Here is a 21,154-nt window from a genome sequence, read left to right as displayed (position 1 = left end):
CGTTACACCCCTGGCCAGCTCTTGACCTCGTCCTTCAGGAATTGCGTGAAGGTCTGCACCTTGGCAGAGCGGTGCAGATCGACATGCGTCACCAGCCAAAGCTGCGCTGTGAATTCTTCGCGCGGCGCGATCATCTCGATCAGTTGCGGCTCGGTCTGCGCATGCCACAGCGGGAAGAACCCGATGCCCGCGCCTTCCAGCACCGCCTGCTTGATGTGGTTCTGTGACGTGGCGCGATAGGTCACCTGCGAACGGTGGACGTTGGCGCGCAGCCACACGTCGAACGGCGCGCGCGCGGCCTCGTTGTCATGGGCGACAAAGCGGTGCCCGGTCAGATCGCCATCCTTCACCATGCCGTGCCTGTCGACATACCGCTTCGAGGCGTAAAAGCCCCCGCCCTGCCGGATGAATTTCTGCACGACGTTGTCAGGCTGGTCGGGCGCCGCCCCGGCGCGAATCGCGACATGCGCCTCGCCGTATTCCAGCCGGAACAGCCGCTCGTCGGTCAGGAACCGCACGATCAGCTCGGGATGCTGTTCCTGGAATGCGACCAGCGCCGGGGTCATCAGCGTGGCGATCTCGGGCAGCGTCGTGACGATCAACTCGCCCGTCATCGCCTCGCCCAGCCCCTTGATGCGCCCGGCAAGCTGGGTGAACTGATCGTCGGTGGTTTGCGCCACCTGCAGAAGGTCGCGCCCCGCCTCGGTCGCAGTATATCCGCGCGCGTGGCGTTGAAACAACTTGGTGCCAAGCCGTTGTTCCAGCGCGTCAATATGCCGGATCACCGTCGCGTGGTGCACGCCAAGCACATCGGCCGCGCCCGATACCGTGCCCATGCGCGCCACCTGAAAGGCGGTGCGGATTTCATCCCAGTTGCCGAGGGACCCAAGGGACATCATGCGCTCCGAAACATATCGCAATGACTGTTCCACCTGAGGTGCAAAGTTGCAATGCCTCCCGCCTGCGAACTCTGGGGCCGCGGGGCTGCCCGGATCACGGGCTTGACCGGCCTCGGCGCGCGGTGGACTGCTTGCGCCATGAAGATCACGCGCGACACACCGGACATGCTGATCGCCGAGGATATCCCTTGGGGCTTTGGCATCGGCATCGTGATCTTCATCCTGATTTTCGCCGGGGTCGGCCTGTTCCTGCTGACCGAGGGAATCATCGCGGGCCTTGTGTTCCTGCTTGGTGGCGGCGGGCTTGGGCTTGGGGCGTTCTGGGCCATTGTGCGCCGGGTGCAGGTCATCCTCGACGGCGCATCCGACACCCTCATCCTGCGCCGTGCGTCGATTTTCGGGCGATCCGAAGAGCGCCACCCGCTTGGCAAGCTGCAACGCGCCGATATCGAGACAAGCACCAGCCGGGACAGCGACGGCAATCCGTCCCGCCTGCAGCGCGTGGCGCTGGTCTTCGATGAGGGCCGTCTGCCGCTGTCCGAAAGCTATTCCAGCGGCTCCGGCCATCTGAATGTCGCGCGGCAGGTCAACGCATGGCTCGACGCGCGGCGCAGCCCGCCCGGGCTTGACTCGCACCCCCGCAGCGCATAACCCGCACGACATCCCGGAACCCTGTCAAGGATTCCGGTCCCATGGGCATTGTCCCGGGATCGACACCCGTCAGCGAGCGTTCGCCCGCGGGTGCCGTTGGTGTTTGAGCGGTCGGCCCTTACATCGGGCGGATCAAGGGGTAACGGGCGAAGGAGCCGCGAGATGTTCGAGAACCTGTCAGAACGCCTCTCTGGCGTCTTCGACCGGCTGACCAAGCAGGGCGCGCTGTCCGAGGACGACGTGAAAACCGCCCTGCGCGAGGTGCGCGTCGCGCTGCTGGAGGCTGACGTATCGCTGTCGGTCGCCCGTGACTTCGTCAACGCCGTTCAGGACAAGGCGACCGGGCAGGCGGTGACGAAATCGGTCACGCCGGGCCAGCAGGTCGTCAAGATCGTCCATGACGAGCTGGTGCATGTGCTGGCGGGCGACGGCAGCCAGTCCGGAACGCTCAAGATCGACAACCCGCCCGCGCCGATCCTGATGGTCGGCCTGCAGGGCTCGGGCAAGACCACCACCACCGCCAAGCTCGCCCGCCGCCTGAAAGAGGTGAACGGCAAGCGCGTGCTGATGGCGTCGCTCGACACCAACCGCCCCGCCGCGATGGAACAGCTTGCCGTTCTGGGCCAGCAGATCGGCGTCGACACGCTGCCCATCGTGCCGGGCCAGTCCGCCACCGACATCGCACGCCGCGCCAAGCAGCAGGCGGCGCTTGGCGGCTACGACGTGTTCATGCTCGACACGGCAGGTCGCCTGTCCATCGACGACGCGCTGATGGCCGAGGTCGAGGCGGTGCGCGACATCGCCACGCCGCGCGAAACGCTGCTGGTCGTCGACGGCCTGACCGGTCAGGACGCCGTCAACACCGCCGAGAATTTCGACGGGCGTATCGGCATCTCGGGCGTCGTGCTGACCCGGATGGACGGCGACGGCCGCGGCGGTGCGGCCCTGTCCATGCGCGCCGTTACCGGCAAGCCGATCAAATTCGTCGGCCTTGGCGAGAAGATGGACGCGCTGGAAGAATTCCACGCCGAACGCATCGCGGGCCGCATCCTTGGCATGGGCGATATCGTGTCGCTCGTCGAGAAGGCGCAAGCCACCATCGAGGCCGAACAGGCCGAGCGGATGATGAAGCGGTTCCAGAAGGGTCAGTTCAACATGAACGACCTCAAGGCGCAGCTTGAACAGATGCTCAAGATGGGCGGCATGGAAAGCATCATGGGCATGATGCCGGGCATGGGCAAAATGTCGAAACAGATGTCCGATGCAGGCTTCGACGACGCCGTGATCCGTCGCCAGATCGCGCTCGTGCAGTCGATGACCAAGAAGGAACGCGCCAACCCCGCGCTTCTGCAGGCCAGCCGGAAAAAGCGGATCGCCAAGGGTGCGGGCATGGACGTCAGCGACCTGAACAAACTGCTCAAGATGCACCGCCAGATGGCGGACATGATGAAGAAGATGGGCAAGGGCGGCATGCTGAAACAGGCCATGAAGGGCATGTTCGGCAAGGGCGGCGGCATGCCCAGCGAGGCCGAGATGCAGGCCGCGCAGAAACAGCTTGGCGCCGGTAGCGGCATGCCCCCGAATTTCCCCGGCATGGGCGGCGGCGGTATGGGCCTGCCACCCGGCCTGTCGGGCTTTGGCAAGAAGAAATGATACAGGCCGCGCCCACCCTGACGACCGCGCGCCTGACGCTGCGCCAGCCGCAGGCAGGCGACCTGCCCGCGTATTCGGCCTATTGCGTCTCTGACCGCACCGCGCATGTGGGCGGCCCCTATTCCGACGTCCAGGCCTTCGACAAGTTCGCGGCGATGATCGGGCATTGGACCCTGCGCGGGTTCGGCCGCTATGTCATCCTCCATGAGGGGCGCGCCATCGGCCATGCGGGACCGCTCGCGATGGACGTGTCGCATGCTCCCGAAATGACATGGACCCTCTGGACGGCAGATGCCGAAGGTCAGGGCCTTGCGACCGAGGCTGCGAAAGCCGTTGTCGCGCATCTTTTCAACGACCTTCAGATGCCTGCCCTGATCGTTCGCATCGCCGCCGACAATGCCGCCTCGCACAAGATGGCCGTTCGGCTGGGCGCAACGCCCACGGATGATCCGGCGCCGCACTGGTTGCCCGGGGCCCGGACGTATTGGCTGCGCGCAAAGGTGAACGCATGACCCGCGCGGACATCACCTTGCATACCGAGCGTCTGCTGCTGCGGCGCCCCGACGCGCGCGACGCCGATGCGGCGACGCGGTTCTTCGTGTCGGACCGTGCCAAGCTTATCAACGATTACACCGAGGCGCAGGCATGGCGCGCCTTTGCCGCCGAGATCGGCCATTGGGAGATCATGGGCTTCGGCATGTTCGCCGTCTGCCAGCGCAGTGATCCCGATACCGCGCTTGGCCTTGTCGGACCGTGGTTCCCGCCGGACTGGCCGGAAACCGAAATCGGCTGGATGATGTTTCAGGGGTCCGAGGGCAAGGGCTTTGCCCATGAGGCCGCCGAGGCATCGTTGCGCTTTGCCTTCGACACGCTCGGCTGGGCGCAGGCCGTCAGCTACATCGACCCGGCGAACGCGCGGTCCATCGCGCTGGCAGAACGCCTCGGTGCGGTGCGCGACGATGCCTGCGCGCGGCCCGAACCGCACGATCTTGTCTACCGGCACGACCCCGCGCTCTGGCGCAGCACGGTGCCCGCGATGGAGACCACCGCATGACCGATCACGTCGCCATCGCCCGCGACCTGCTGGCAGGACACCGCGATTCCATCGACCGGCTGGACGCGATCCTCGTCTACACGCTGGCCGAGCGGTTCAAGCACACCCAGGCCGTCGGGCGGCTCAAGGCCGAACACGCGCTGCCGCCCAGCGATCCCGACCGCGAATCCAAGCAGATAGAGCGGCTCGAATGGTTGTCGAAAGAGGCCGACCTCGATCCCGAATTTGCCAAGAAATTCCTGACCTTCATCATCTCGGAGGTCATCCAGCACCACAAGAAGTTCCAGGAATGACCGGGCCAGCCCCGGCACACAGCCAGATCTGAAGGAGATATACTCATGGCTATGAAAATCCGTCTCGCACGCGGCGGCTCGAACAAGCGCCCGTTCTATTCCATCGTCGCAGCCGACAGCCGGATGCCCCGCGATGGCCGCTTCATCGAGAAGCTGGGCACCTACAACCCGCTTCTGCCGAAGGATTCCGAAGACCGCGTCAAGATGAACGTCGAGCGTGTCCAGCATTGGCTGACCGAGGGCGCACAGCCCACTGACCGCATACAGCGCATGCTGGAAGCCGCCGGCGTGATCGAGAAGAAGACGCGCAGCAACCCCAAGAAGGCCGAGCCGGGCACCAAGGCGAAAGAGCGCGCGCAAGAGAGGGCCGACAAGGCCGCTGCCGCCGCCGAGGCCGCAGCAGCTCCGGCGGAAGCACCTGCTGAAGCGCCTGCAGAAGAAACCACCGAGTGATCCGCACAGGTGCCCGGTTCACCGACCGGGCACCGCGTGAGGGCGCCGGGCGATGATCCGCAGGCTGTTCACCACGATCATCCTGTGCGGCATCGCCTATGTGGCGGGCATGATGGCCGAGCGCGGCAATCAGAAGGACTTGTGCGAGGCGTCGGGCGGTGTCTGGATGCGCGCAGGGTTCTGCGCGCAAGGCTGAAGGGGGCAAGCATGACCGATCGCGTCTGTGTCGGGGCCATCGCGGGCGCCTTTGGCGTCAGGGGCGAGGTGCGGCTGAAAAGCTTTTGCGCCGACCCCGAGGCGATTGCCGCGTATGGTCCGCTGTGGACCGAGGCGCAGGATCGCCGCTTCGAGGTCAGCATCACCGGCGTCATTCCGCAGGGCCTGTCCGCGAATTTGACCGGGGTTGCGACCAAGGAACAGGCCGACGCGCTGCGTGGCCTGCGCCTTTATGCCGACCGGGACGCCCTGCCCCCGGCCGAGGATGACGAATTCTATTTTGCCGACCTGATCGGCCTTGCGGTGATGGACACCGGCGGCGCGCGGCTTGGTACGATAAAGGCGGTGCTGGAAAACCCCGGCAATGACCTTCTTGAGGTATCGCTTGACGGTCATGGCAAGACCGCGCTCTTGCCGTTCACGCAGGCGGTGGTTCCGACAGTCGATCTTGAGGCCGCGCTCGTGGTCATCGACCCGCCCGAGGGGCTGCTTCCGGACTGACGCTGTGGAACCCGGCGGGCGTGGGCGGGCTTGTCCCCCCGACATCACCTTTTCGGGAGCCCCCCATGTTCGAGCTTATTCTGATCCTGCTAGTCGTCGGCGCCATCGCGTCGCTTCTTGGCTTCAACTTCATCTCCGGCGTTGCGCTCACCGGCGCGAAATTCCTGATCGGCGTCGTGCTGGTCTTGTTCCTTCTGGTGCTTCTGGGCGTCATAGCGCTTGCATGACGCTTGACATGCGCGGCGTTCAGGGCCACCCGAACGCCGCATGTCCCAACCCACCAGATCCCACGGCCAGAAATCCATCACAGCGTCGCTCAAGCCTCGCGATCTGATGGAAGAGCGCCCGCGCGCAGGCTGGACCGCCAAGGTCATCACCCTGTTCCCCGAGGTCTTTCCCGGCGTGCTGGGGGCATCCCTAACCGGCAAGGCACTGAACGACCGGCTGTGGGATCTCGAAACACTCGACCTGCGCCAGTTTGGCGAAGGCAAGCACCGCAACGTCGATGACACCCCGTCGGGCGGAGGCGCGGGCATGGTTCTGCGGGCCGACGTGGTGGCGCGCGCGCTCGATCACGCCGCCATCGGTACACCCGCAGACCGCGCACGCTGGCCGGTCATATACCTCTCGCCGCGCGGCAAGCCGATGACCCAAGCCATGGCGCAACGGTTTGCGCAGGGCGACGGCCTGACCCTGCTCTGCGGTCGGTTCGAGGGCGTGGACGAGCGTGTGATCGAGGCTTACGGCATCGAAGAGGTCAGCCTGGGCGACTTTGTCCTCACCGGTGGCGAGATCGCTGCTCAGGCCTTGATCGACGCCACGGTCCGGCTTATACCCCGCGTGCTCGGGAATCAGGCGTCCGCCGAGGAGGAATCCTTTTCAGGCGGGCTTTTAGAGTTTCCGCAGTATACACGACCCGCCGACTGGAACGGCCGTGCGATCCCCGAGGTGCTTCTCTCGGGTCATCACGGCAAAATCACTGACTGGCGGCGGGCAATGGCCGAACGGCTGACGAAAGAACGGCGACCTGATCTCTGGCGGGCTTACTGTGCGGCGCATGGTAGGGACCCGGACGAAGACCAAGAGCTCTGAGGTGCCCTCACGTCGCGGAGAAAACCGCGAGCATAATTGGAGAGATGCGATGAACCTTATCGCACAGCTGGACGCCGAGCAGATCGCCTCGCTTGGCAAGACCATTCCGGATTTCAAGGCGGGCGACACCATCCGTGTCGGCTACAAGGTGACCGAAGGCACGCGTTCGCGCGTTCAGAACTTTGAAGGCGTATGCATCAGCCGCAAGAACGGCAGCGGCATCGCCGGATCGTTCACGGTCCGCAAGATTTCCTTCGGCGAAGGCGTGGAACGTGTGTTCCCGCTGTATTCGACCAACATCGACTCGATCGAGGTCGTGCGCCGTGGCCGCGTGCGCCGGGCAAAGCTGTACTACCTGCGCGCCCGTCGCGGCAAATCGGCCCGTATCGCCGAAGTCACCAACTACAAGCCGAAGAACGACGGCGCGAAAGCCTGAGGAGCGTAGCGATGAAAAAAGACATCCATCCCGACTACCACCTCATCGAGGTGAAGCTGACCGACGGCACGCTCGTTCAGATGAAATCGACTTGGGGCAAGGAAGGCGACACCCTGTCGCTCGACATCGACCCGTCGTCGCACCCGGCCTGGACCGGTGGCTCGTCGCGCCTGATGGACGCCGGCGGCCGCGTGTCGAAGTTCAAGAAGAAATACGAAGGCCTCGGGTTCTGAACCTAGGCTTTCGACGCGATCCGAATGCGCCGCCCCTTGGGGCGGCGTTTTCATGTCAGGCTGCAACAGATGCCCCTGCCCTGTGCGCCGACCTGTTTTCTTTGACCGCGCCGCAACATATAGTATCGGCACAGCAAGAAACCGCCACCAAGGCGTAGTCGGGCAGGGAATGGGCAACATGGCGCATATCATCGTCGTCGGTAACGAAAAGGGCGGCGCGGGCAAATCGACGATGGCGATGCATGTCGCCACGGCGCTGGCGCGGCTTGGGCACAAGACCGGCGTGATCGACCTTGACCTGCGGCAGCGGACCACGGCGCGCTACCTCGAGAACCGCGCGGCCCATGCCGCAAAGTACGGGCTCGACCTGGCCTCCCCCGTCTCGCAGGATCTTCCCGAGGTCGACAAGGCCGTCCTGTCGGAGGGCGAGAACCTGTTCGACCGGCGGCTCAGCATGGCCGTGGCGGCGCTCGAACAAGGCTGCGAATTCATCCTGCTGGACTGTCCCGGTTCGCACACCCGGCTTAGCCAGGTGGCGCATTCGCTGGCCGACACGCTGATCACGCCGCTCAACGACAGCTTTGTCGATTTCGACATGCTGGCCCGCACCGATGCGGACGGCGAGGTCATCACCGGCCCTTCGGTCTATGCCGAAATGGTCTGGAGCGCGCGGCAGCTGCGGGCACAGGCAGGGCTGAAGCCGATCGACTGGATCGTCCTGCGCAACCGCCTTGGCGCACAGCAGATGATCAACAAGAAGAAGATGGGCGAGGCGCTGGAAAAGCTGGCAAAGCGGATCGGATTCCGCACCGCGCCGGGGTTCTCGGAACGGGTCATCTTCCGCGAGCTGTTCCCGCGCGGGCTGACCCTGCTCGATCTCAAGGATGTGGGCGTGCAGCAGCTCAACATCTCGAACGTGGCCGCCCGGCAGGAACTGCGCGAATTGATGATCGCGCTCGCCCTGCCCGGCGTGAAGATCAGCTTCTGAGGCCCCACACCGATCTCTTTGAAAGAGATCGTCGCAAATCCTTTCAAAGGATTTTCCCTCACTCCTCGTCCAACACCTTTTTCGCGGCACGGAAGCATTCCAGCGCCTGCGGCACGCCGCAGTAGATGCCGATGACATGGATGATCGCGCGGATCTCGTCCCTGGTCACGCCGTTGCGGATCGCACCCCGGCAATGCAGCTCCCATTCGGTCATCTTGCCAAGCGCACCGATCATCGACAGGTTCATCATCGACCGTGTCTTTGCGTCGATCACGTCGTCGCCCCAGCCAAACCCCCAGCACCACGCCGTCATCGCCTCCTGGAAGGGACGGGTGAAATCGTCCGCCCCCGCAAGGCTTGCCTCGACATACTCGGCGCCCAGCGTTGCCTTGCGCTGTTCCAGCCCTTTTTCGAATAGATCGTCCATCTGCCCCTCCGTTTTGTGCGGCCCACAGTAGACGGAGTTTTCCGATGGGAAAGAGGCGGGGCCAGCTTTCTGGCGCAAGGTCGGTTTCAGGAGCGAAAGCGCCGCGTCCCCCGCTGGACGGAACCCCGCCACGCTCGCATAAACCGCACAAATCGCTTGCCACTTTCAGGGAACATCGACCATGGACACGATCGCGCTGACGGTCACCTGCCCCTCCACGCGCGGCATCGTCGCCGCGATCTCGGCCTTCCTTGCTGACCGGGGCTGCAACATCGTCGATTCGGCCCAGTTCGACGACATGAAGACGGGCCGGTTCTTCATGCGCCTGTCGGTCAGGTCCGAGACCGGCGCGTCTGTCGCCCAGCTGGAAACCGATTTCGCCGCCGTGGCCGAAGCCTTCGCGATGGATTTCGCCTTTCACGACGAAAGCCGGAAGATGAAGGTCGTCGTCATGGTGTCGCGCTTTGGCCACTGCCTGAACGACCTGCTCTATCGCTGGCGGATCGGCGCGCTGCCCATCGACATCGCAGCGGTGATCTCGAACCATCTCGACTACCAGAAGGTCGTCGTGAACCACGACATCCCGTTCCATCATGTCCGCGTCACCAAGGACAACAAGCCCGAGGCCGAGGCCAAGCAGATGGAGATCGTCGAGGAAAGCGGCGCCGAGCTGATCGTGCTGGCGCGCTACATGCAGGTGCTTTCGGACCGCATGTGCCGCGAGATGTCAGGGCGGATCATCAACATTCACCACTCGTTCCTGCCGTCCTTCAAGGGGGCGAACCCCTACAAGCAGGCGTATGAGCGGGGCGTGAAGCTGATCGGCGCGACGTCGCACTATGTCACCACCGACCTCGACGAAGGCCCGATCATCGAACAGGACACGGTGCGCGTCACCCATGCCCAGTCGAACGACGACTACGTCTCGCTTGGCCGCGATGTCGAGGCGCAGGTGCTGGCCCGCGCGATCCATGCCCACGCCAACCACCGGGTCTTCGTCAACGGGAACAAGACGGTCGTCTTCCCGGCCTCGCCGGGGTCCTACACGTCCGACCGGATGGGCTGAGGCGGAATGGAAAGGGGGCCTAGCGAGTGATCGCTAAGCCCCTGAATTCCTTGGCGCGCTGGGGAGGATTCGAACCCCCGACCCCTTGATTCGTAGTCAAGTACTCTATCCAACTGAGCTACCAGCGCGCAGAGTGGGGTGGAGATAACGCCTCCCCTCCGGCTCTGCAAGGGCGAATTCGTCATTCCGCCGCAGCGTCCAGCACTCCGACCGCCTTGGGCATCAGGATGGTGAAAACGGTGCCTTCGTCGCCTGTGCGCGTCAACTCGAGCCGCCCGCCGTGGCCCCGCACGAGATCGGACGCGATGGCAAGGCCAAGCCCGATACCGCCCTTGCGCGCCCCGCCCTGGAACGGCTGGAACAGGAACTCTCGGGCACGCGGGGGCAGGCCCGGCCCGGTGTCGGACACGGTGATGGTCCAGTAGCTGTCAGTCTCCGAGGCGGCGATGGCGATCTCGCCTGGCTCGCGCGTGGCGACCAGCGCCTGCCGCGCGTTGCGCACGAGGTTCGACAGGACGCGGTACAGCTGTTCGGGGTCGGCGCGCACCGTCAGCGCGTTCGGCACATCGCAGCCAAAGCTCACCGGATCGTCCGGCCCGGCCAGCCGCTCGCTTTCCAGCACGTCCTCGACGATGCGCGCCAGCGGAACGTGCTGCAGCGTCGGCGGGGGTTCTTCCGCCTTGCCGAAGGCGAGGGTGGATTCGCACAGGTTGACCGCGCGGCTGATCGAGCCCACCAGCTTGGGCGCCGCGCGCTTGACCGCCGGATCCTCGCTGCGCTCCATCCGGTCGGCGAACAGCTGCGCCGTGGTCAGGATGTTGCGCAGATCGTGGCTGATCTTGGCGACGGCGCTGCCAAGCTGCGCCAGACGCTCCTTCTGGCGCAGGGCGCTGGTCAACTGCGTCTGCAGCGATTGAAGCGCCGTCTCGGCGTCGTGCAGTTCGCTGACCGCCGCTGAGGGCTGGATGATCCGGCGGCTGTCTTCGGGGGCTTCCGCGTAGCTGGTCATCGCATCGACCACGCCCTTGATCGGCACGACAAGGAACCGCCGCACCGCGAGGAACAAGAGGAACGCTGTCACCACCGAGATGATCGCGGACAGCAAGAGGATGCGCGCGCCGTATTCCAGCATCGCGGCTCGCAGCGGCACCGCGTTCATCGTGACCTCGATCAGCAGCCCCGCCTCGCGCACGGGATCACCGATCACCCGGATCACCCGTTCCTCGCTGTCGACCATGCGCACGATCGCGTCGCGCATCAGCATCAGCGCACCGGGATTGCGCAGATCATAGGTCGCCGCGATGGGTTCGGGGATCGGCGAGGACAGCACAAGCTGCCGCACCTCGTCGCGGCGCAGCACGACGTTGTAGACGCCTGCGTTCTTCAAAAGCTCCTGTTCCAGTTCCGGCGAGATCATGTCGCTGGCCAGAAGTGTCAGCGATGCGATCTGCGCCCGTTCAAGCCGCGAGAGCAGATAGTTTTCACGGAACCGCGCGACCGAAGGCACGAAGATCAGCACCTCCGCCAGCATGACGAAGATCAGGGTCAGGATCAGGAACCGGCCCGAAAGCGAGTTCAGAAATTTGCGCATCTCTTGCGTCTTTACCCCTTACGGCACCAGGCGCTGCACCACTCGTACCACGCGCTTCACCCATGGATTATCAAACAACTTCGGACTGAAATAGGCACTTGCGGCGCGTTTGCTAATTTCGCCCAGCGTCGGATACGGCAAAACGGTGTTCGTGATGGCCGTCATCTTCAGCCCGTTGGCAATCGCCATCGCCCAGATCGAGATCAACTCGCCCGCCTGCGCGCCGACGATGGTGGCGCCGATGGGCTTGCCCTTGTGGACCACGACCTTGATCCTGCCAGTCGTCTTGCCTTCCGTCACCGCGCGGTCGTTGCCGCCGAAATCGGCGCTGACAACGGTGATCGCGTCGCCATGTGCCTTGCGCGCGTCAGACTCAAGCATTCCGACATGGGCAAGTTCGGGGTCGGTATAGGTGGCCCAGGGAAGATGCGCGGTCTTGGCCTTGGCGGGCAGCCCCAGCACCGCAGAGCGCACGACGATCCCGGCGTGATAACCTGCGACATGGGTGAACATCAGCCCGCCCGCCGCGTCGCCGACAGCGTAAACCCGCTTGTTGGTGGTCGAACGCAGGTCGGCGCCGACCTTCACCGCGCGGTCATGCGCGACATTTCCGGCCTTTAGGTCCAGCTTGTCGATGTTCACCTTGCGCCCGACGGCGACCAGAAGATGCGAGCCGGTGAAGCTCTGGCTGTCCTCGGTCTCAACGGTCACGCTGCCCTCACCGCCGCTGATATTCTTCGCCTGCGCGCCCTCGATGATCTCAAGCCCCTCGCTGCGCAGCCGGTCGAGCACGATCGCCGCCATTTCTGGATCGTCCTTGCCCAGCGCCTTCTGCCCCTCGATCACGGTCACCTTGCAGCCGAGCCGCAGATGCGCCTGCGCCATCTCCATCCCGATGGGACCGCCGCCGACAACGATCAGGTGCTCGGGCCGCTCGCGCAGGTCGAAGATCGTTTCGTTGGTGAAATACGGAACGCTGTCGATCCCCTCGATCGGCGGCACGAACGGGGTCGAGCCGGTGGCGATGACGAACCGGCGCGCCTTGATGATCGTGTCGCCCGCCTGCACCTCACGCTCTGATATAAAGCGGCCATAGTCGCGGATCACGGTGATGCCGAAGCCTTCGAACCGTTCCTGGCTGTCATGGGGCGCGATGGTGGCGATGGCCTGCTGCACATGGTCCTTGGCGGCGGCATAGTCGACCTCTGGCGTGACCGGCGCGACGCCGTAGGAGCCGGAATGCGCCTGCGCATGCGCCGCCTTGGACGCCGCGATCAGCGCCTTGGACGGAACGCAGCCATAGTTCAGGCAATCGCCGCCCATCTTGTGGCCTTCCAGCAGAACCACGCGCGCGCCCATCTGCGCCGCGCCCGAAGCCACCGAAAGCCCGCCCGAGCCTGCCCCGATCACGCAGATATCCGTCTCGATGCGGTTCATCGTCAAAGTCCTTTCTTGCCGCGCACGGCCTTGATGAGGATGGGAAGCGCCGCAAGAACGCACAGCCCCAATATGGGGAAAAGCACCTCGGGCGCGAAAATGATCCCGAGATCGGGCGTCTCGCCGCGCGCGAACACCTCGCCCAGCCCCGCCCCGACAGAGGTGTAGACCACCGTGCCGGGGATGATCCCGATGAAAGTGGTGACCGCAAAGCGCCACAGCGGCACGTTGACGAACGCGGGCAGCAGGTTCGCCACGAAGAACGGCACCGCCGGAACAAGCCGGATCAGGAACAGCATCGACCACTGGTTCTCGTCGAGACCCGTCTTGATGCGCCGCACCATGCCTTCGCTGGCATCCATCTTGTCGGCCAGGCGCTTGCCCAGCCCGTATTTCGCCGCAAGAAAGATCACGATGGCCCCGACAGTCGCAGAGGTGATCGTGATGACAGACCCGGCAGCGGTGCCGAACAGGAAGCCCCCGGTCAGGGTGGCCACGGTCGCGCCCGGCAGCGAAAAGCCGACGATGGCGACATAGGCCGCAAAGTAGATCAGCACGGTCAGGGCGTAGTTGCTGTCCCGAAACGCCAGAAGCGCCTCGCGGTTGTCGGCAAGCGTCTGGAAATTCAGATAATCGCTCAGCGTGAAGGCGCCGACAATGGCGACAAGGGCGATGGCGATGATCGGCAGGCGCTGTCTGAACCCGCCCTTGCCCGTGGTCTTGGTGTCGCTCATGTCTGCCGTGTCCCTTTGCGTCATTGGTGTCGTGCCTGTCATGGCGTCAACATGCGTCCCGGCGCCAGCGCACCACAGGCCGATCACGCCCGGTTGATCGCAGGTGAAGGATTGCGGCATCTCGCCACGGCCCTCGCGCGGAACTGAAACATTCGGCAGGGCGCAAACCCCGAGCGGGATGCAAATGTTGCAGATTCTCGCCGCCAACCGAATTGACAGCCTGCGTGCGACCCCCTAGACACCGGGCTTCGACACATTCCGGCCCTCGAATCCACCGTTGGGGTTCGGGCCACCTGAGACGGAGCAGACGCGATGAAGCGCACCTACCAACCCTCGAACCTGGTCCGCAAGCGGCGCCACGGCTTCCGCGCGCGCATGGCGACCAAGGCCGGCCGCAAGATCCTGAACGCCCGCCGTGCGCGTGGCCGCAAGAATCTCTGCGCCTGAGGCGCAGACCAACCCCGTTCCTGACGGCATGACGCCGCCGGATCCGTCCATGCCCCCGCCCTGCGCAGAGGTATCGCCGGGACCGGCGGCTTTTCCGCGTCTTGTCACCCTGACCGAGCGCGCGGATTTCCTGAGCGCCGCGCGGGCGCGGCGTCAGGCGATGCCCGGCTTCATCCTGCAAGCACGCAAGCGCAGCGAAGGCGACCCCGCACCGGGCGCTGTCCGCATCGGCTATACTTGTTCAAAGAAGGTCGGCAACGCCGTCGCCCGCAACCGTGCCAAGCGCCGTCTGCGCGCCATTGCACGCGAGGTGATGCCACAGGCCGCGCGCCCCGGCTGGGACTATGTGCTGATCGGGCGATCCGGCGCGACGGCGGACCGACCCTATCTGGACCTCGTGAACGATCTGAGGCTGGCGCTGCACAAGGCGCACGGCAAGTGACTCCGCTGGCCCATGTCGCGGCGCTCCCCGTGCGCGCCTATCGGCTGATCCTGTCGCCCTGGGTGGGCATGAACTGCCGCTATCAGCCGACCTGCTCTGCCTATGCGCTGGAAGCTCTTGAAAAGCATGGCGCATTCAGAGGCGGCTGGCTGACCATTCGGCGCATCGGGCGCTGTCATCCCCTAGGCGGCTCTGGCATCGACAACGTGCCCGACTGAATGCGTCAGTCGTCCGCGATCCCGTAGCCTGCGAATTTCTCCAGCACCCGGTCGATCTCGTCCAGCGACAGTTCCGGCGGCTCGCCCAGCATCAAAGCTTGCGCATACTGGCGCGCCAGCGTCTCGACCTCGGTGGCCAGCCACATCGCCTTGTCCAGCGTGCCGTGCGCGGCCAGCATCCCGTGATGCGCCATCAGGCAGGCGCGCCGTCCGTCCATCGCCGCCAGCACATGCGCCGACAGCTCCGGCGTGCCATAGGTCGCATACTTCGCAACCCGGATGTCGTGCCCCCCGGCGGCGGCGATCATGTAATGCACCGGCGGGATCGGCCGCGCATGGATGGCCAGCGTCGTGCAATAGCTGGGGTGCGCGTGCACCACGGCGTTCAGGTCGTCCCGCGCACGCAATAGATCGAGGTGAAAGCACCATTCGCTCGACGGCCTGCGCGTGCCCTGCACAGCGCCGTCGAACCCGACCCAGACGATATCCTCCGGCGTCATGCGGGCATAGGGCAGCGCCGTCGGCGTGATAAGCGCCCCCTTGCCCGACCGGACCGAGACATTGCCGGACGTGCCCTGGTTGAGCCCGCTGCGGTTCATCGCAAGGCAGGCGTCGATGATCGCCTGCCGCGTGTCCAGGTCGTCCATGTGGGCCCCCATGTCTTTTGCCCTAGCTAACCGCGCGGGGCCCGATCTGCAAAGCCTCGGCGTTGACATCGCCGCCCCGGCGGGGTGACCTCGCCCCGAACGCCGATAGCGCGAACAGGAGCCGACGTGACCGACCAGAACGACATCGTCGATCTTTTCATCATCGGCGGCGGCATCAACGGCTGCGGCATCGCGCGCGACGCTGCGGGGCGCGGGCTGTCGGTGACGCTGGCCGAGATGGACGACCTTGCGTCGGCCACCTCGTCGGCCTCGACCAAGCTGTTTCACGGCGGTCTGCGCTATCTCGAGTACTTCGAGTTCCGCCTCGTGCGCGAGGCGCTGATCGAGCGCGAGACGCTCTTGCGCGCGATGCCGCATATCTCGTGGCCGATGCGGTTCGTGTTGCCCCTGTCGCCCGACATGCGGTTCGAGAACGAGACGCCGACATCGAAACTGCTCAACACCGTCATGCCCTGGATGAAGGGCCGCCGCCCCGCGTGGCTGATCCGGCTCGGGCTGTTCCTCTATGACACGCTGGGTGGGCGCAAGATTCTGCCCGGCACATCGTCGCTGGACCTGACGCGCGCGCCCGAGGGGGCGCCGCTCAAGGACAGGTTCAAGCGCGCCTACGAGTATTCCGATTGCTGGGTAGAAGATTCGCGGCTTGTCTCGCTGAACGCCCGCGATGCGGCCGAACGCGGCGCAACGATCCTGACACGGCACACCGTGCTGTCCGCAGAGCGCACCGAAGGCCACTGGACGATCACCGTCAAGGACGGCCATGCAGGCCTGACCCACACCCACCACGCCCGGATGCTGGTGAACGCAGGCGGTCCCTGGGTCGGTGAATTGCTGTCGGGCGCGGTGCGCTCGAACGCACCCGAACAGGTGCGCCTTGTCCGCGGCAGCCACATCGTGACGCGCAAGCTGTTCGAACACGACAAGTGCTATTTCTTTCAGGGCACCGACGGGCGCATCATCTTCGCCATCCCGTACGAGCGGGATTTCACCCTGATCGGCACCACCGACGCCGAAGTGACCGACGGCAACCGCCGCCCCCAGATCACCGAGGACGAAAGGCGCTACCTGATCGATTTCGCCAACGCCTATTTCAAGGACGCGATCACCGAAAAGGATATCGTCTGGACCTATTCGGGTGTTCGGCCTCTTTATGACGACGGCGCATCCTCGGCCACGGCGGCAACGCGCGACTATGTGCTGAAGGTCGACACGGCCGGCGGCGCACCGCTCCTGAACGTGTTCGGCGGCAAGATCACCACCTACCGCCGCCTCGCGGAAAGCGCGCTGACGCGGATCGCCGAACACCTGCCCAAGACGGGCAAGGCATGGACGGCGGGCGTGCCCCTGCCCGGCGGGGATTTTCCGGTGGACGGGGTTGCTGCGCAGATCGACGCGCTGGTCGCGGACTATCCGTTCCTTGACCCAGAATGGGCGGGGCGGCTGGTGCGCGCCTATGGCACCGAGGCGCGGCAGGTGCTGGGCGCCGCCACCAACGAGGCAGAACTTGGCGACGATTTCGGCGCATCGCTGACCGCCGCCGAGGTGCACTGGCTGATGAACCGCGAATTCGCCCGCAGCGCCGAGGATGTCGTTTGGCGCCGCAGCAAGCTGGGCCTACGGATGACGAAGGCGCAGATCACCGCGCTGGAGGCGTGGATGAAGACGGCCAAGGCCGCGTAAGGGAGGACCGCCATGACTCACGTGCTTGCCATCGACCAAGGCACCACATCCAGCCGCGCGATCCTGTTCGACGGATCGCTGCGGGTCGTCGCCTCGGCACAAGAGGAATTCGCGCAGCATTACCCTGCCTCGGGCTGGGTGGAACATGACCCGTCCGACCTGTGGTCGACCACCGCCGCCACCTGCCGCGCCGCGATCGAGAAAGCCAGCGTCAGCGCGCATGACATCGCCGCAATCGGCATCACCAACCAGCGCGAAACCGTCGTCGTCTGGGACAAGGCGACCGGCCAGCCGATCCACAACGCGATCGTCTGGCAGGACCGCCGCACCGCGCGGATGTGCGATACCCTCCGCGATGCCGGGCACGAGCCACGCGTGACCGAGATCACCGGCCTGCTGCTCGATCCGTATTTCTCGGGGACCAAGCTGAAGTGGCTGCTCGACGAGGTGGACGGGGCCCGCGCCAAGGCCGAGGCGGGCGATCTGCTGTTCGGCACAGTTGACACCTTCCTGATCTGGAAGCTGACGGGCGGCGCGTCCCATGTCACCGACGCCACCAACGCCGCGCGCACGCTTTTGTATGACATCCGCCAAGGTGCATGGTCCGAAGAGATGTGCGATCTGTTGGACATCCCCATGGCGATGCTGCCCGAGGTGAAGGACAGCGCCGCAGACTTCGGCGTGACCCGCCCTGACCTGTTCGGACGCGAAATCCCGATCCTTGGCGTCGCGGGCGACCAGCAGGCGGCGACCGTGGGGCAGGCGTGTTTCCAGCCGGGGATGCTGAAATCGACCTATGGCACCGGGTGCTTCGCGCTGCTCAACACCGGAGACACCCCGGTTGCGTCGAAGAACCGGCTGCTCACGACCATCGCCTACCAGCTGGACGGCAAGCCGACCTATGCACTGGAAGGCTCGATCTTCATCGCGGGTGCCGTGGTGCAATGGCTCCGTGACGGGCTCAAGATCATCCGAGAGGCGAAGGAGACGCAGCCGCTGGCGGACTCCGCCGATCCCGGCCAAGAGCTGATCCTCGTTCCTGCCTTCACCGGCCTTGGCGCGCCCTACTGGCAGCCCGACTGCCGCGGCGCGATCTTTGGCCTCACCCGCAATTCCGGCCCCGCCGAGTTCGCCCGCGCCGCGCTGGAAAGCGTCGGTTTCCAGACGCGCGACCTGCTCGAGGCGATGCAGGCGGACTGGCAGGCGGGCGATGATCCGGCGGTGCTGCGCGTCGACGGCGGCATGTCGGCGAGCGACTGGGCGATGCAGTTCCTGTCGGACATCATCGGCGCGCCGGTGGACCGGCCCGAGGTGCTGGAGACGACCGCGCTTGGCGCCGCGTGGCTGGCCGGGATGCAGGCGGGCGTCTACCCGGACGCCGAGACCTTCGCCAAGGACTGGGCGCTCGACCGCCGGTTCGAGCATTCGATGGACGAAAGCGCCCGCGACGCGCGGTATGAACGCTGGAAGGCGGCGGTGACGGCGACGATGTCGGTGTAGGCCGCGAGCGCCGTCAGCCCGCCTCATCCTCAAGCCGGGCACGCAGGTCGGTCTTGAGCACCTTGCCATAGGCGTTCTTGGGCAGATCCTCGACGAACCGGTAGGCCTTGGGCCGCTTGAACCGAGCGATCTCGGCGCGGCAATGGGCGTCGAGCGTCGCCTCGTACGGCGTCTGGCCCGGCGCGGCGACCACAAAGGCGACGACATCCTCGCCCCACTCGGCAGAGGGCCGCCCCACCACCGACACCTCGTGGACCGCCGGATGGGTCAAAAGCGCTTCTTCCACCTCGCGCGGGTAGATGTTGGTACCGCCCGATACGATCACGTCTTTGGACCGGTCGGTCAGCGTCAGATAGCCGTCCGCGTCCAGCCGCCCGACATCCCCCGTCATCAGCCAGCCGCCGCGCAGTGTCTTTGCGCTTGCCTCGGGGTTCTTCCAGTAGCCCGGCATCACTGGCAGGCCGCGCACCATGATCTCGCCGGTTTCGCCCAGCGGCAGAGGTTCGGCATCCACGCTGCCGATGGCGACCTCGACGGTGGATTGCGCGCGCCCGACCGACGCGAGCCTCTCGCGCCAGCGTGGATGATCGCGATCCGCGACCTCTGCCCGGGACAGCGCGGTGATGCCCATGGGGCATTCGCCCTGCCCGTAGATCTGGACGAACTTCGGCCCGAACCAATCCACCGCCTCGACGATATCGGCGACGTACATCGGCCCGCCGCCATAGACGATGGTCTTGATCCCCTCGCCCGTCTCTTCCGCGGCTTTGGCAGCATCGGTCAGGCGGCGCACCATGGTCGGCGCCATGAACATCGACGTCGGCCCCAGCTTGCGCGACAACTCCAGCACTTCGCCCGCGTCGAACCCGCCAGAGGCCGGGACAAGGTGTCGCGCGCCGCGCAGCACATGGACCAAGGCATATAGCCCCGCGCCGTGGCTCATCGGCGCGGCATAAAGCGCGGCGTCTTCGGGTTCTACCGGGTCGACATCGACCGGATAGGCCAGCGACGTCGCCATCAGCATCGCGTGGGTGATCTCGACGCCCTTGGGCCGCCCCGTGGTGCCCGAGGTGTAGAACAGCCACGCCAGATCGCCCGGCTTGCGCGGATGGATCGCCGGAGCGCCGCCGGACCGCAGCATGGCGCCCCAGTCGTCGCCGCCGGTCTCGACCACCGCGACAGAGGATGCGGCGCGCACGCCGGTTACCAGATCACTCGACACGAAGGCCAGCTTGGCCCCGCTGTCATCGAAGATGAACGCCGCCTCCTTGGGGTGCAGCTTTGCATTGACCGGCACCGCTACGGCGCCTGCCCACCAGATCCCGAACAGGGCGATCAGATAGTCGGTGCTGTTCTTTGCGAAGATCGCGACGCGGTCTCCTGGCGCGATGCCGACCGTTGCCAGCGCGCCACCGAGCGTGGCCGCATCCCGTGCGAATCGGGCGTAGTCCGCCACCACAATCTCGCCCGCCAAAAGCGCGGGCGCGGCCCCCCGCAAGGCAGCCGTCCGAGAAAGCCAATGCGCGATGTTCATGTGATCCCTCCCGCTTTTCCTGCACTGAACCCGCTGCGCGCGGGCACCGCAAGCCGGTTGCCACACCTCATCAATTCTGGTATTCATGAATTATGGAATTGAATCGCGCCTCGGAAACGCTTACCGCACTCGGCCATCCCGGCCGACTGTCCGCATTTCGCCTGCTTGCCCGCCGCGCGCCCGAGGGTGTGCGCCCAAGCGAGATCGCGGACGCCCTGCAGGTGAAGCCGAATACGCTGTCAGTCTATCTGGCGACGCTGGAACGCGCGGGGCTGATCCATTCCGAACGGCAAGGAAAGTCCGTGTTCTACACCATCGACATGAGCGCCACCGGCGCGCTCATCGACTACCTCGCCGTCGACTGCTGCAGGGGCCGCCCGGACCTGTGCGCAACGGCGACGGCCAAGGCCCTGTCCCAAGCCCCATCGAGGTCCATCATGCCCGACACACCCTACAACGCCCTGTTCATCTGCACCGGCAACTCCGCCCGCTCGATCTTTGCCGAAGTTCTCTTGCGCGACATGGCAGGCAACAAGTTCGTCGCCTACTCGGCAGGCACCAACCCGAATTCTGAACTGAACCCGTTCGCCATCGACCTGCTCAAGCGCAACGGCTTTGACACGAGCGGCCTGCGATCCAAGACCGTGGCCGAATTCCAGACCGAGGATGCGCCCAAGCTGGATTTCGTCTTCACGGTGTGCGACCGCGCCGCGAACGAGGAATGCCCGCCCTGGCCGGGCCAGCCGATCACCGCACATTGGGGCCTGCCCGACCCGGTGAAGGCGACCGGCACCGAGGCGGAAAAGGCCCTGGCCTTCTCGCAGGTGTTCCAGGCAATGCGCCGGCGCCTCGCCGCCTTCACCGCCCTGCAATTCGACCAGTTGGACCGGCTTTCGCTCCAGCGCCAACTTGACGACATCGGCCAGACCGAGACGGAGTAG

Annotated in this window: 27 protein-coding genes and 1 tRNA gene; 20 read left to right on the top strand and 8 right to left on the bottom strand. The window is 65.4% G+C overall.

The genetic code is table 11. The features are described from left to right. Positions 1–2 precede the first annotated feature (2 nt). Positions 3–896, bottom strand: coding sequence for a LysR family transcriptional regulator (locus KTJ87_RS01120; protein ID WP_267137221.1), 894 nt, complete (start codon positions 894–896; stop codon positions 3–5). Between the two features lie 141 nt (positions 897–1,037). On the opposite strand from KTJ87_RS01120, the gene KTJ87_RS01115 reads away from it, so the two are divergent. The 13 genes from KTJ87_RS01115 to KTJ87_RS01055 all read left to right on the top strand — a co-directional run bounded on the left by KTJ87_RS01115 (position 1,038) and on the right by KTJ87_RS01055 (position 8,469). Next, entirely contained in the window at positions 1,038–1,550 is a 513-nt protein-coding gene (locus KTJ87_RS01115; RefSeq protein WP_267137220.1) for a hypothetical protein, read from the top strand. Positions 1,551–1,712: 162 nt separating this feature from the next. Next, the gene (gene ffh / locus KTJ87_RS01110; RefSeq protein WP_267137219.1) at positions 1,713–3,203 is read left to right on the top strand and encodes a signal recognition particle protein; all 1,491 of its coding nucleotides are present in this window, start codon (positions 1,713–1,715) and stop codon (positions 3,201–3,203) included. Beyond that, a complete protein-coding gene (locus KTJ87_RS01105; protein ID WP_267137218.1) occupies positions 3,200–3,715 on the top strand; it encodes a GNAT family N-acetyltransferase in 516 nt (171 codons plus the stop codon). The genes ffh and KTJ87_RS01105 overlap by 4 nt, the downstream gene beginning before the upstream one ends. Then, positions 3,712–4,257, top strand: a complete 546-nt coding sequence (locus KTJ87_RS01100) for a GNAT family N-acetyltransferase (RefSeq protein WP_267137217.1) — start codon at positions 3,712–3,714, stop codon at positions 4,255–4,257. The genes KTJ87_RS01105 and KTJ87_RS01100 overlap by 4 nt, the downstream gene beginning before the upstream one ends. Next, positions 4,254–4,550: a chorismate mutase gene (locus KTJ87_RS01095; protein WP_267137216.1), complete on the top strand. Its 297-nt coding sequence runs from the start codon at positions 4,254–4,256 to the stop codon at positions 4,548–4,550. Before KTJ87_RS01100 ends, KTJ87_RS01095 begins: the two co-directional genes overlap by 4 nt. 45 nt (positions 4,551–4,595) lie before the next feature. Beyond that, on the top strand, positions 4,596–5,003 hold the full coding sequence (rpsP, locus tag KTJ87_RS01090; RefSeq protein WP_267137215.1) for a 30S ribosomal protein S16: 408 nt from the start codon (positions 4,596–4,598) through the stop codon (positions 5,001–5,003). Positions 5,004–5,055: 52 nt separating this feature from the next. Continuing rightward, positions 5,056–5,199 (top strand): hypothetical protein, encoded by a 144-nt coding sequence (locus KTJ87_RS01085; RefSeq protein ID WP_267137214.1) that lies wholly within the window; start codon positions 5,056–5,058, stop codon positions 5,197–5,199. A gap of 11 nt (positions 5,200–5,210) precedes the next feature. Beyond that, complete coding sequence (gene rimM / locus KTJ87_RS01080; RefSeq protein ID WP_267137213.1) at positions 5,211–5,720, top strand: ribosome maturation factor RimM; 510 nt, start codon at positions 5,211–5,213, stop codon at positions 5,718–5,720. Positions 5,721–5,785: 65 nt separating this feature from the next. Continuing rightward, the gene (locus KTJ87_RS01075) at positions 5,786–5,947 is read left to right on the top strand and encodes a DUF1328 family protein (protein WP_267137212.1); all 162 of its coding nucleotides are present in this window, start codon (positions 5,786–5,788) and stop codon (positions 5,945–5,947) included. Positions 5,948–5,987: 40 nt separating this feature from the next. Continuing rightward, positions 5,988–6,812 carry a tRNA (guanosine(37)-N1)-methyltransferase TrmD gene (gene trmD / locus KTJ87_RS01070; protein WP_267137211.1) on the top strand — a complete coding sequence of 275 codons (825 nt, stop codon included), beginning with the start codon at positions 5,988–5,990 and terminating at the stop codon, positions 6,810–6,812. 49 nt (positions 6,813–6,861) lie between these two features. Next, positions 6,862–7,248 (top strand): 50S ribosomal protein L19, encoded by a 387-nt coding sequence (gene rplS, locus KTJ87_RS01065; RefSeq protein WP_267137210.1) that lies wholly within the window; start codon positions 6,862–6,864, stop codon positions 7,246–7,248. Positions 7,249–7,259: 11 nt separating this feature from the next. Further along, the gene (gene rpmE / locus KTJ87_RS01060; RefSeq protein WP_267137209.1) at positions 7,260–7,481 is read left to right on the top strand and encodes a 50S ribosomal protein L31; all 222 of its coding nucleotides are present in this window, start codon (positions 7,260–7,262) and stop codon (positions 7,479–7,481) included. Positions 7,482–7,659: 178 nt separating this feature from the next. Next, the gene (locus tag KTJ87_RS01055) at positions 7,660–8,469 is read left to right on the top strand and encodes a division plane positioning ATPase MipZ (protein ID WP_323371555.1); all 810 of its coding nucleotides are present in this window, start codon (positions 7,660–7,662) and stop codon (positions 8,467–8,469) included. Between the two features lie 58 nt (positions 8,470–8,527). Here the strand turns inward: KTJ87_RS01055 and KTJ87_RS01050 are convergent, their stop codons facing one another. Next, a complete protein-coding gene (locus tag KTJ87_RS01050; protein ID WP_267137207.1) occupies positions 8,528–8,896 on the bottom strand; it encodes a carboxymuconolactone decarboxylase family protein in 369 nt (122 codons plus the stop codon). 181 nt (positions 8,897–9,077) lie between these two features. Between KTJ87_RS01050 and purU the strand changes: the two genes are divergently transcribed. Next, entirely contained in the window at positions 9,078–9,962 is an 885-nt protein-coding gene (gene purU, locus KTJ87_RS01045; protein ID WP_267137206.1) for a formyltetrahydrofolate deformylase, read from the top strand. 51 nt (positions 9,963–10,013) lie between these two features. On the opposite strand, the gene KTJ87_RS01040 is transcribed toward purU, so the two are convergent. The 4 genes from KTJ87_RS01040 to KTJ87_RS01025 all read right to left on the bottom strand — a co-directional run bounded on the left by KTJ87_RS01040 (position 10,014) and on the right by KTJ87_RS01025 (position 13,724). Further along, positions 10,014–10,090, bottom strand: a tRNA-Arg gene (locus KTJ87_RS01040). A gap of 53 nt (positions 10,091–10,143) precedes the next feature. Next, positions 10,144–11,553, bottom strand: coding sequence for a sensor histidine kinase (locus KTJ87_RS01035; RefSeq protein ID WP_267137205.1), 1,410 nt, complete (start codon positions 11,551–11,553; stop codon positions 10,144–10,146). An 18-nt stretch (positions 11,554–11,571) separates the two neighbouring features. Beyond that, positions 11,572–12,990: a dihydrolipoyl dehydrogenase family protein gene (locus KTJ87_RS01030; protein ID WP_267137204.1), complete on the bottom strand. Its 1,419-nt coding sequence runs from the start codon at positions 12,988–12,990 to the stop codon at positions 11,572–11,574. Positions 12,991–12,992: 2 nt separating this feature from the next. After that, complete coding sequence (locus KTJ87_RS01025) at positions 12,993–13,724, bottom strand: TVP38/TMEM64 family protein (protein ID WP_267137203.1); 732 nt, start codon at positions 13,722–13,724, stop codon at positions 12,993–12,995. Positions 13,725–14,036: 312 nt separating this feature from the next. Between KTJ87_RS01025 and rpmH the strand changes: the two genes are divergently transcribed. The 3 genes from rpmH to yidD are packed head-to-tail and all read left to right on the top strand — an operon-like array spanning position 14,037 to position 14,831. Further along, on the top strand, positions 14,037–14,171 hold the full coding sequence (gene rpmH / locus KTJ87_RS01020; RefSeq protein ID WP_267137202.1) for a 50S ribosomal protein L34: 135 nt from the start codon (positions 14,037–14,039) through the stop codon (positions 14,169–14,171). Positions 14,172–14,199: 28 nt separating this feature from the next. Continuing rightward, complete coding sequence (gene rnpA / locus KTJ87_RS01015) at positions 14,200–14,613, top strand: ribonuclease P protein component (RefSeq protein ID WP_407650441.1); 414 nt, start codon at positions 14,200–14,202, stop codon at positions 14,611–14,613. After that, positions 14,610–14,831, top strand: coding sequence for a membrane protein insertion efficiency factor YidD (gene yidD, locus KTJ87_RS01010; RefSeq protein WP_267137200.1), 222 nt, complete (start codon positions 14,610–14,612; stop codon positions 14,829–14,831). The genes rnpA and yidD overlap by 4 nt, the downstream gene beginning before the upstream one ends. Positions 14,832–14,836: 5 nt before the next feature. Here the strand turns inward: yidD and KTJ87_RS01005 are convergent, their stop codons facing one another. Then, positions 14,837–15,478 carry a class II aldolase/adducin family protein gene (locus KTJ87_RS01005; protein WP_267137199.1) on the bottom strand — a complete coding sequence of 214 codons (642 nt, stop codon included), beginning with the start codon at positions 15,476–15,478 and terminating at the stop codon, positions 14,837–14,839. A gap of 126 nt (positions 15,479–15,604) precedes the next feature. On the opposite strand from KTJ87_RS01005, the gene glpD reads away from it, so the two are divergent. Beyond that, the gene (gene glpD / locus KTJ87_RS01000) at positions 15,605–17,179 is read left to right on the top strand and encodes a glycerol-3-phosphate dehydrogenase (protein WP_267137198.1); all 1,575 of its coding nucleotides are present in this window, start codon (positions 15,605–15,607) and stop codon (positions 17,177–17,179) included. A gap of 12 nt (positions 17,180–17,191) precedes the next feature. Next, entirely contained in the window at positions 17,192–18,679 is a 1,488-nt protein-coding gene (glpK, locus tag KTJ87_RS00995; protein WP_267137197.1) for a glycerol kinase GlpK, read from the top strand. Positions 18,680–18,692: 13 nt separating this feature from the next. On the opposite strand, the gene KTJ87_RS00990 is transcribed toward glpK, so the two are convergent. Further along, positions 18,693–20,213, bottom strand: a complete 1,521-nt coding sequence (locus KTJ87_RS00990; RefSeq protein WP_267137196.1) for an AMP-binding protein — start codon at positions 20,211–20,213, stop codon at positions 18,693–18,695. Between the two features lie 92 nt (positions 20,214–20,305). On the opposite strand from KTJ87_RS00990, the gene KTJ87_RS00985 reads away from it, so the two are divergent. Further along, on the top strand, positions 20,306–21,154 hold the full coding sequence (locus KTJ87_RS00985) for an arsenate reductase/protein-tyrosine-phosphatase family protein (RefSeq protein ID WP_267137195.1): 849 nt from the start codon (positions 20,306–20,308) through the stop codon (positions 21,152–21,154).

Origin of the sequence: Anianabacter salinae, assembly GCF_019061145.1 — a bacterium.
Lineage (GTDB): Bacteria > Pseudomonadota > Alphaproteobacteria > Rhodobacterales > Rhodobacteraceae > Anianibacter > Anianibacter salinarum.
Note: the sequence above shows the minus strand (reverse complement) of the source record. Positions and strands in the feature narration are given on the sequence as shown.

Excerpts from the sequence above, each read along its gene's own strand:
- rimM (WP_267137213.1), top strand. The coding sequence starts at position 5,211 with ATGACCGATCGCGTCTGTGTCGGGGCCATCGCGGGCGCCTTTGGCGTC.
- rnpA (WP_407650441.1), top strand. The coding sequence starts at position 14,200 with ATGACGCCGCCGGATCCGTCCATGCCCCCGCCCTGCGCAGAGGTATCG.
- KTJ87_RS00990 (WP_267137196.1), bottom strand. The coding sequence starts at position 20,213 with ATGAACATCGCGCATTGGCTTTCTCGGACGGCTGCCTTGCGGGGGGCC.
- ffh (WP_267137219.1), top strand. The coding sequence starts at position 1,713 with ATGTTCGAGAACCTGTCAGAACGCCTCTCTGGCGTCTTCGACCGGCTG.
- rpmH (WP_267137202.1), top strand. The coding sequence starts at position 14,037 with ATGAAGCGCACCTACCAACCCTCGAACCTGGTCCGCAAGCGGCGCCAC.
- purU (WP_267137206.1), top strand. The coding sequence starts at position 9,078 with ATGGACACGATCGCGCTGACGGTCACCTGCCCCTCCACGCGCGGCATC.
- rplS (WP_267137210.1), top strand. The coding sequence starts at position 6,862 with ATGAACCTTATCGCACAGCTGGACGCCGAGCAGATCGCCTCGCTTGGC.
- KTJ87_RS01030 (WP_267137204.1), bottom strand. The coding sequence starts at position 12,990 with ATGAACCGCATCGAGACGGATATCTGCGTGATCGGGGCAGGCTCGGGC.
- rpsP (WP_267137215.1), top strand. The coding sequence starts at position 4,596 with ATGGCTATGAAAATCCGTCTCGCACGCGGCGGCTCGAACAAGCGCCCG.
- KTJ87_RS01005 (WP_267137199.1), bottom strand. The coding sequence starts at position 15,478 with ATGGACGACCTGGACACGCGGCAGGCGATCATCGACGCCTGCCTTGCG.
- KTJ87_RS01095 (WP_267137216.1), top strand. The coding sequence starts at position 4,254 with ATGACCGATCACGTCGCCATCGCCCGCGACCTGCTGGCAGGACACCGC.
- KTJ87_RS01050 (WP_267137207.1), bottom strand. The coding sequence starts at position 8,896 with ATGGACGATCTATTCGAAAAAGGGCTGGAACAGCGCAAGGCAACGCTG.
- trmD (WP_267137211.1), top strand. The coding sequence starts at position 5,988 with ATGTCCCAACCCACCAGATCCCACGGCCAGAAATCCATCACAGCGTCG.
- KTJ87_RS01055 (WP_323371555.1), top strand. The coding sequence starts at position 7,660 with ATGGCGCATATCATCGTCGTCGGTAACGAAAAGGGCGGCGCGGGCAAA.
- KTJ87_RS01105 (WP_267137218.1), top strand. The coding sequence starts at position 3,200 with ATGATACAGGCCGCGCCCACCCTGACGACCGCGCGCCTGACGCTGCGC.
- KTJ87_RS00985 (WP_267137195.1), top strand. The coding sequence starts at position 20,306 with ATGGAATTGAATCGCGCCTCGGAAACGCTTACCGCACTCGGCCATCCC.
- KTJ87_RS01035 (WP_267137205.1), bottom strand. The coding sequence starts at position 11,553 with ATGCGCAAATTTCTGAACTCGCTTTCGGGCCGGTTCCTGATCCTGACC.
- KTJ87_RS01100 (WP_267137217.1), top strand. The coding sequence starts at position 3,712 with ATGACCCGCGCGGACATCACCTTGCATACCGAGCGTCTGCTGCTGCGG.
- KTJ87_RS01085 (WP_267137214.1), top strand. The coding sequence starts at position 5,056 with ATGATCCGCAGGCTGTTCACCACGATCATCCTGTGCGGCATCGCCTAT.
- rpmE (WP_267137209.1), top strand. The coding sequence starts at position 7,260 with ATGAAAAAAGACATCCATCCCGACTACCACCTCATCGAGGTGAAGCTG.
- KTJ87_RS01075 (WP_267137212.1), top strand. The coding sequence starts at position 5,786 with ATGTTCGAGCTTATTCTGATCCTGCTAGTCGTCGGCGCCATCGCGTCG.
- glpK (WP_267137197.1), top strand. The coding sequence starts at position 17,192 with ATGACTCACGTGCTTGCCATCGACCAAGGCACCACATCCAGCCGCGCG.
- KTJ87_RS01115 (WP_267137220.1), top strand. The coding sequence starts at position 1,038 with ATGAAGATCACGCGCGACACACCGGACATGCTGATCGCCGAGGATATC.
- KTJ87_RS01025 (WP_267137203.1), bottom strand. The coding sequence starts at position 13,724 with ATGAGCGACACCAAGACCACGGGCAAGGGCGGGTTCAGACAGCGCCTG.
- KTJ87_RS01120 (WP_267137221.1), bottom strand. The coding sequence starts at position 896 with ATGTCCCTTGGGTCCCTCGGCAACTGGGATGAAATCCGCACCGCCTTT.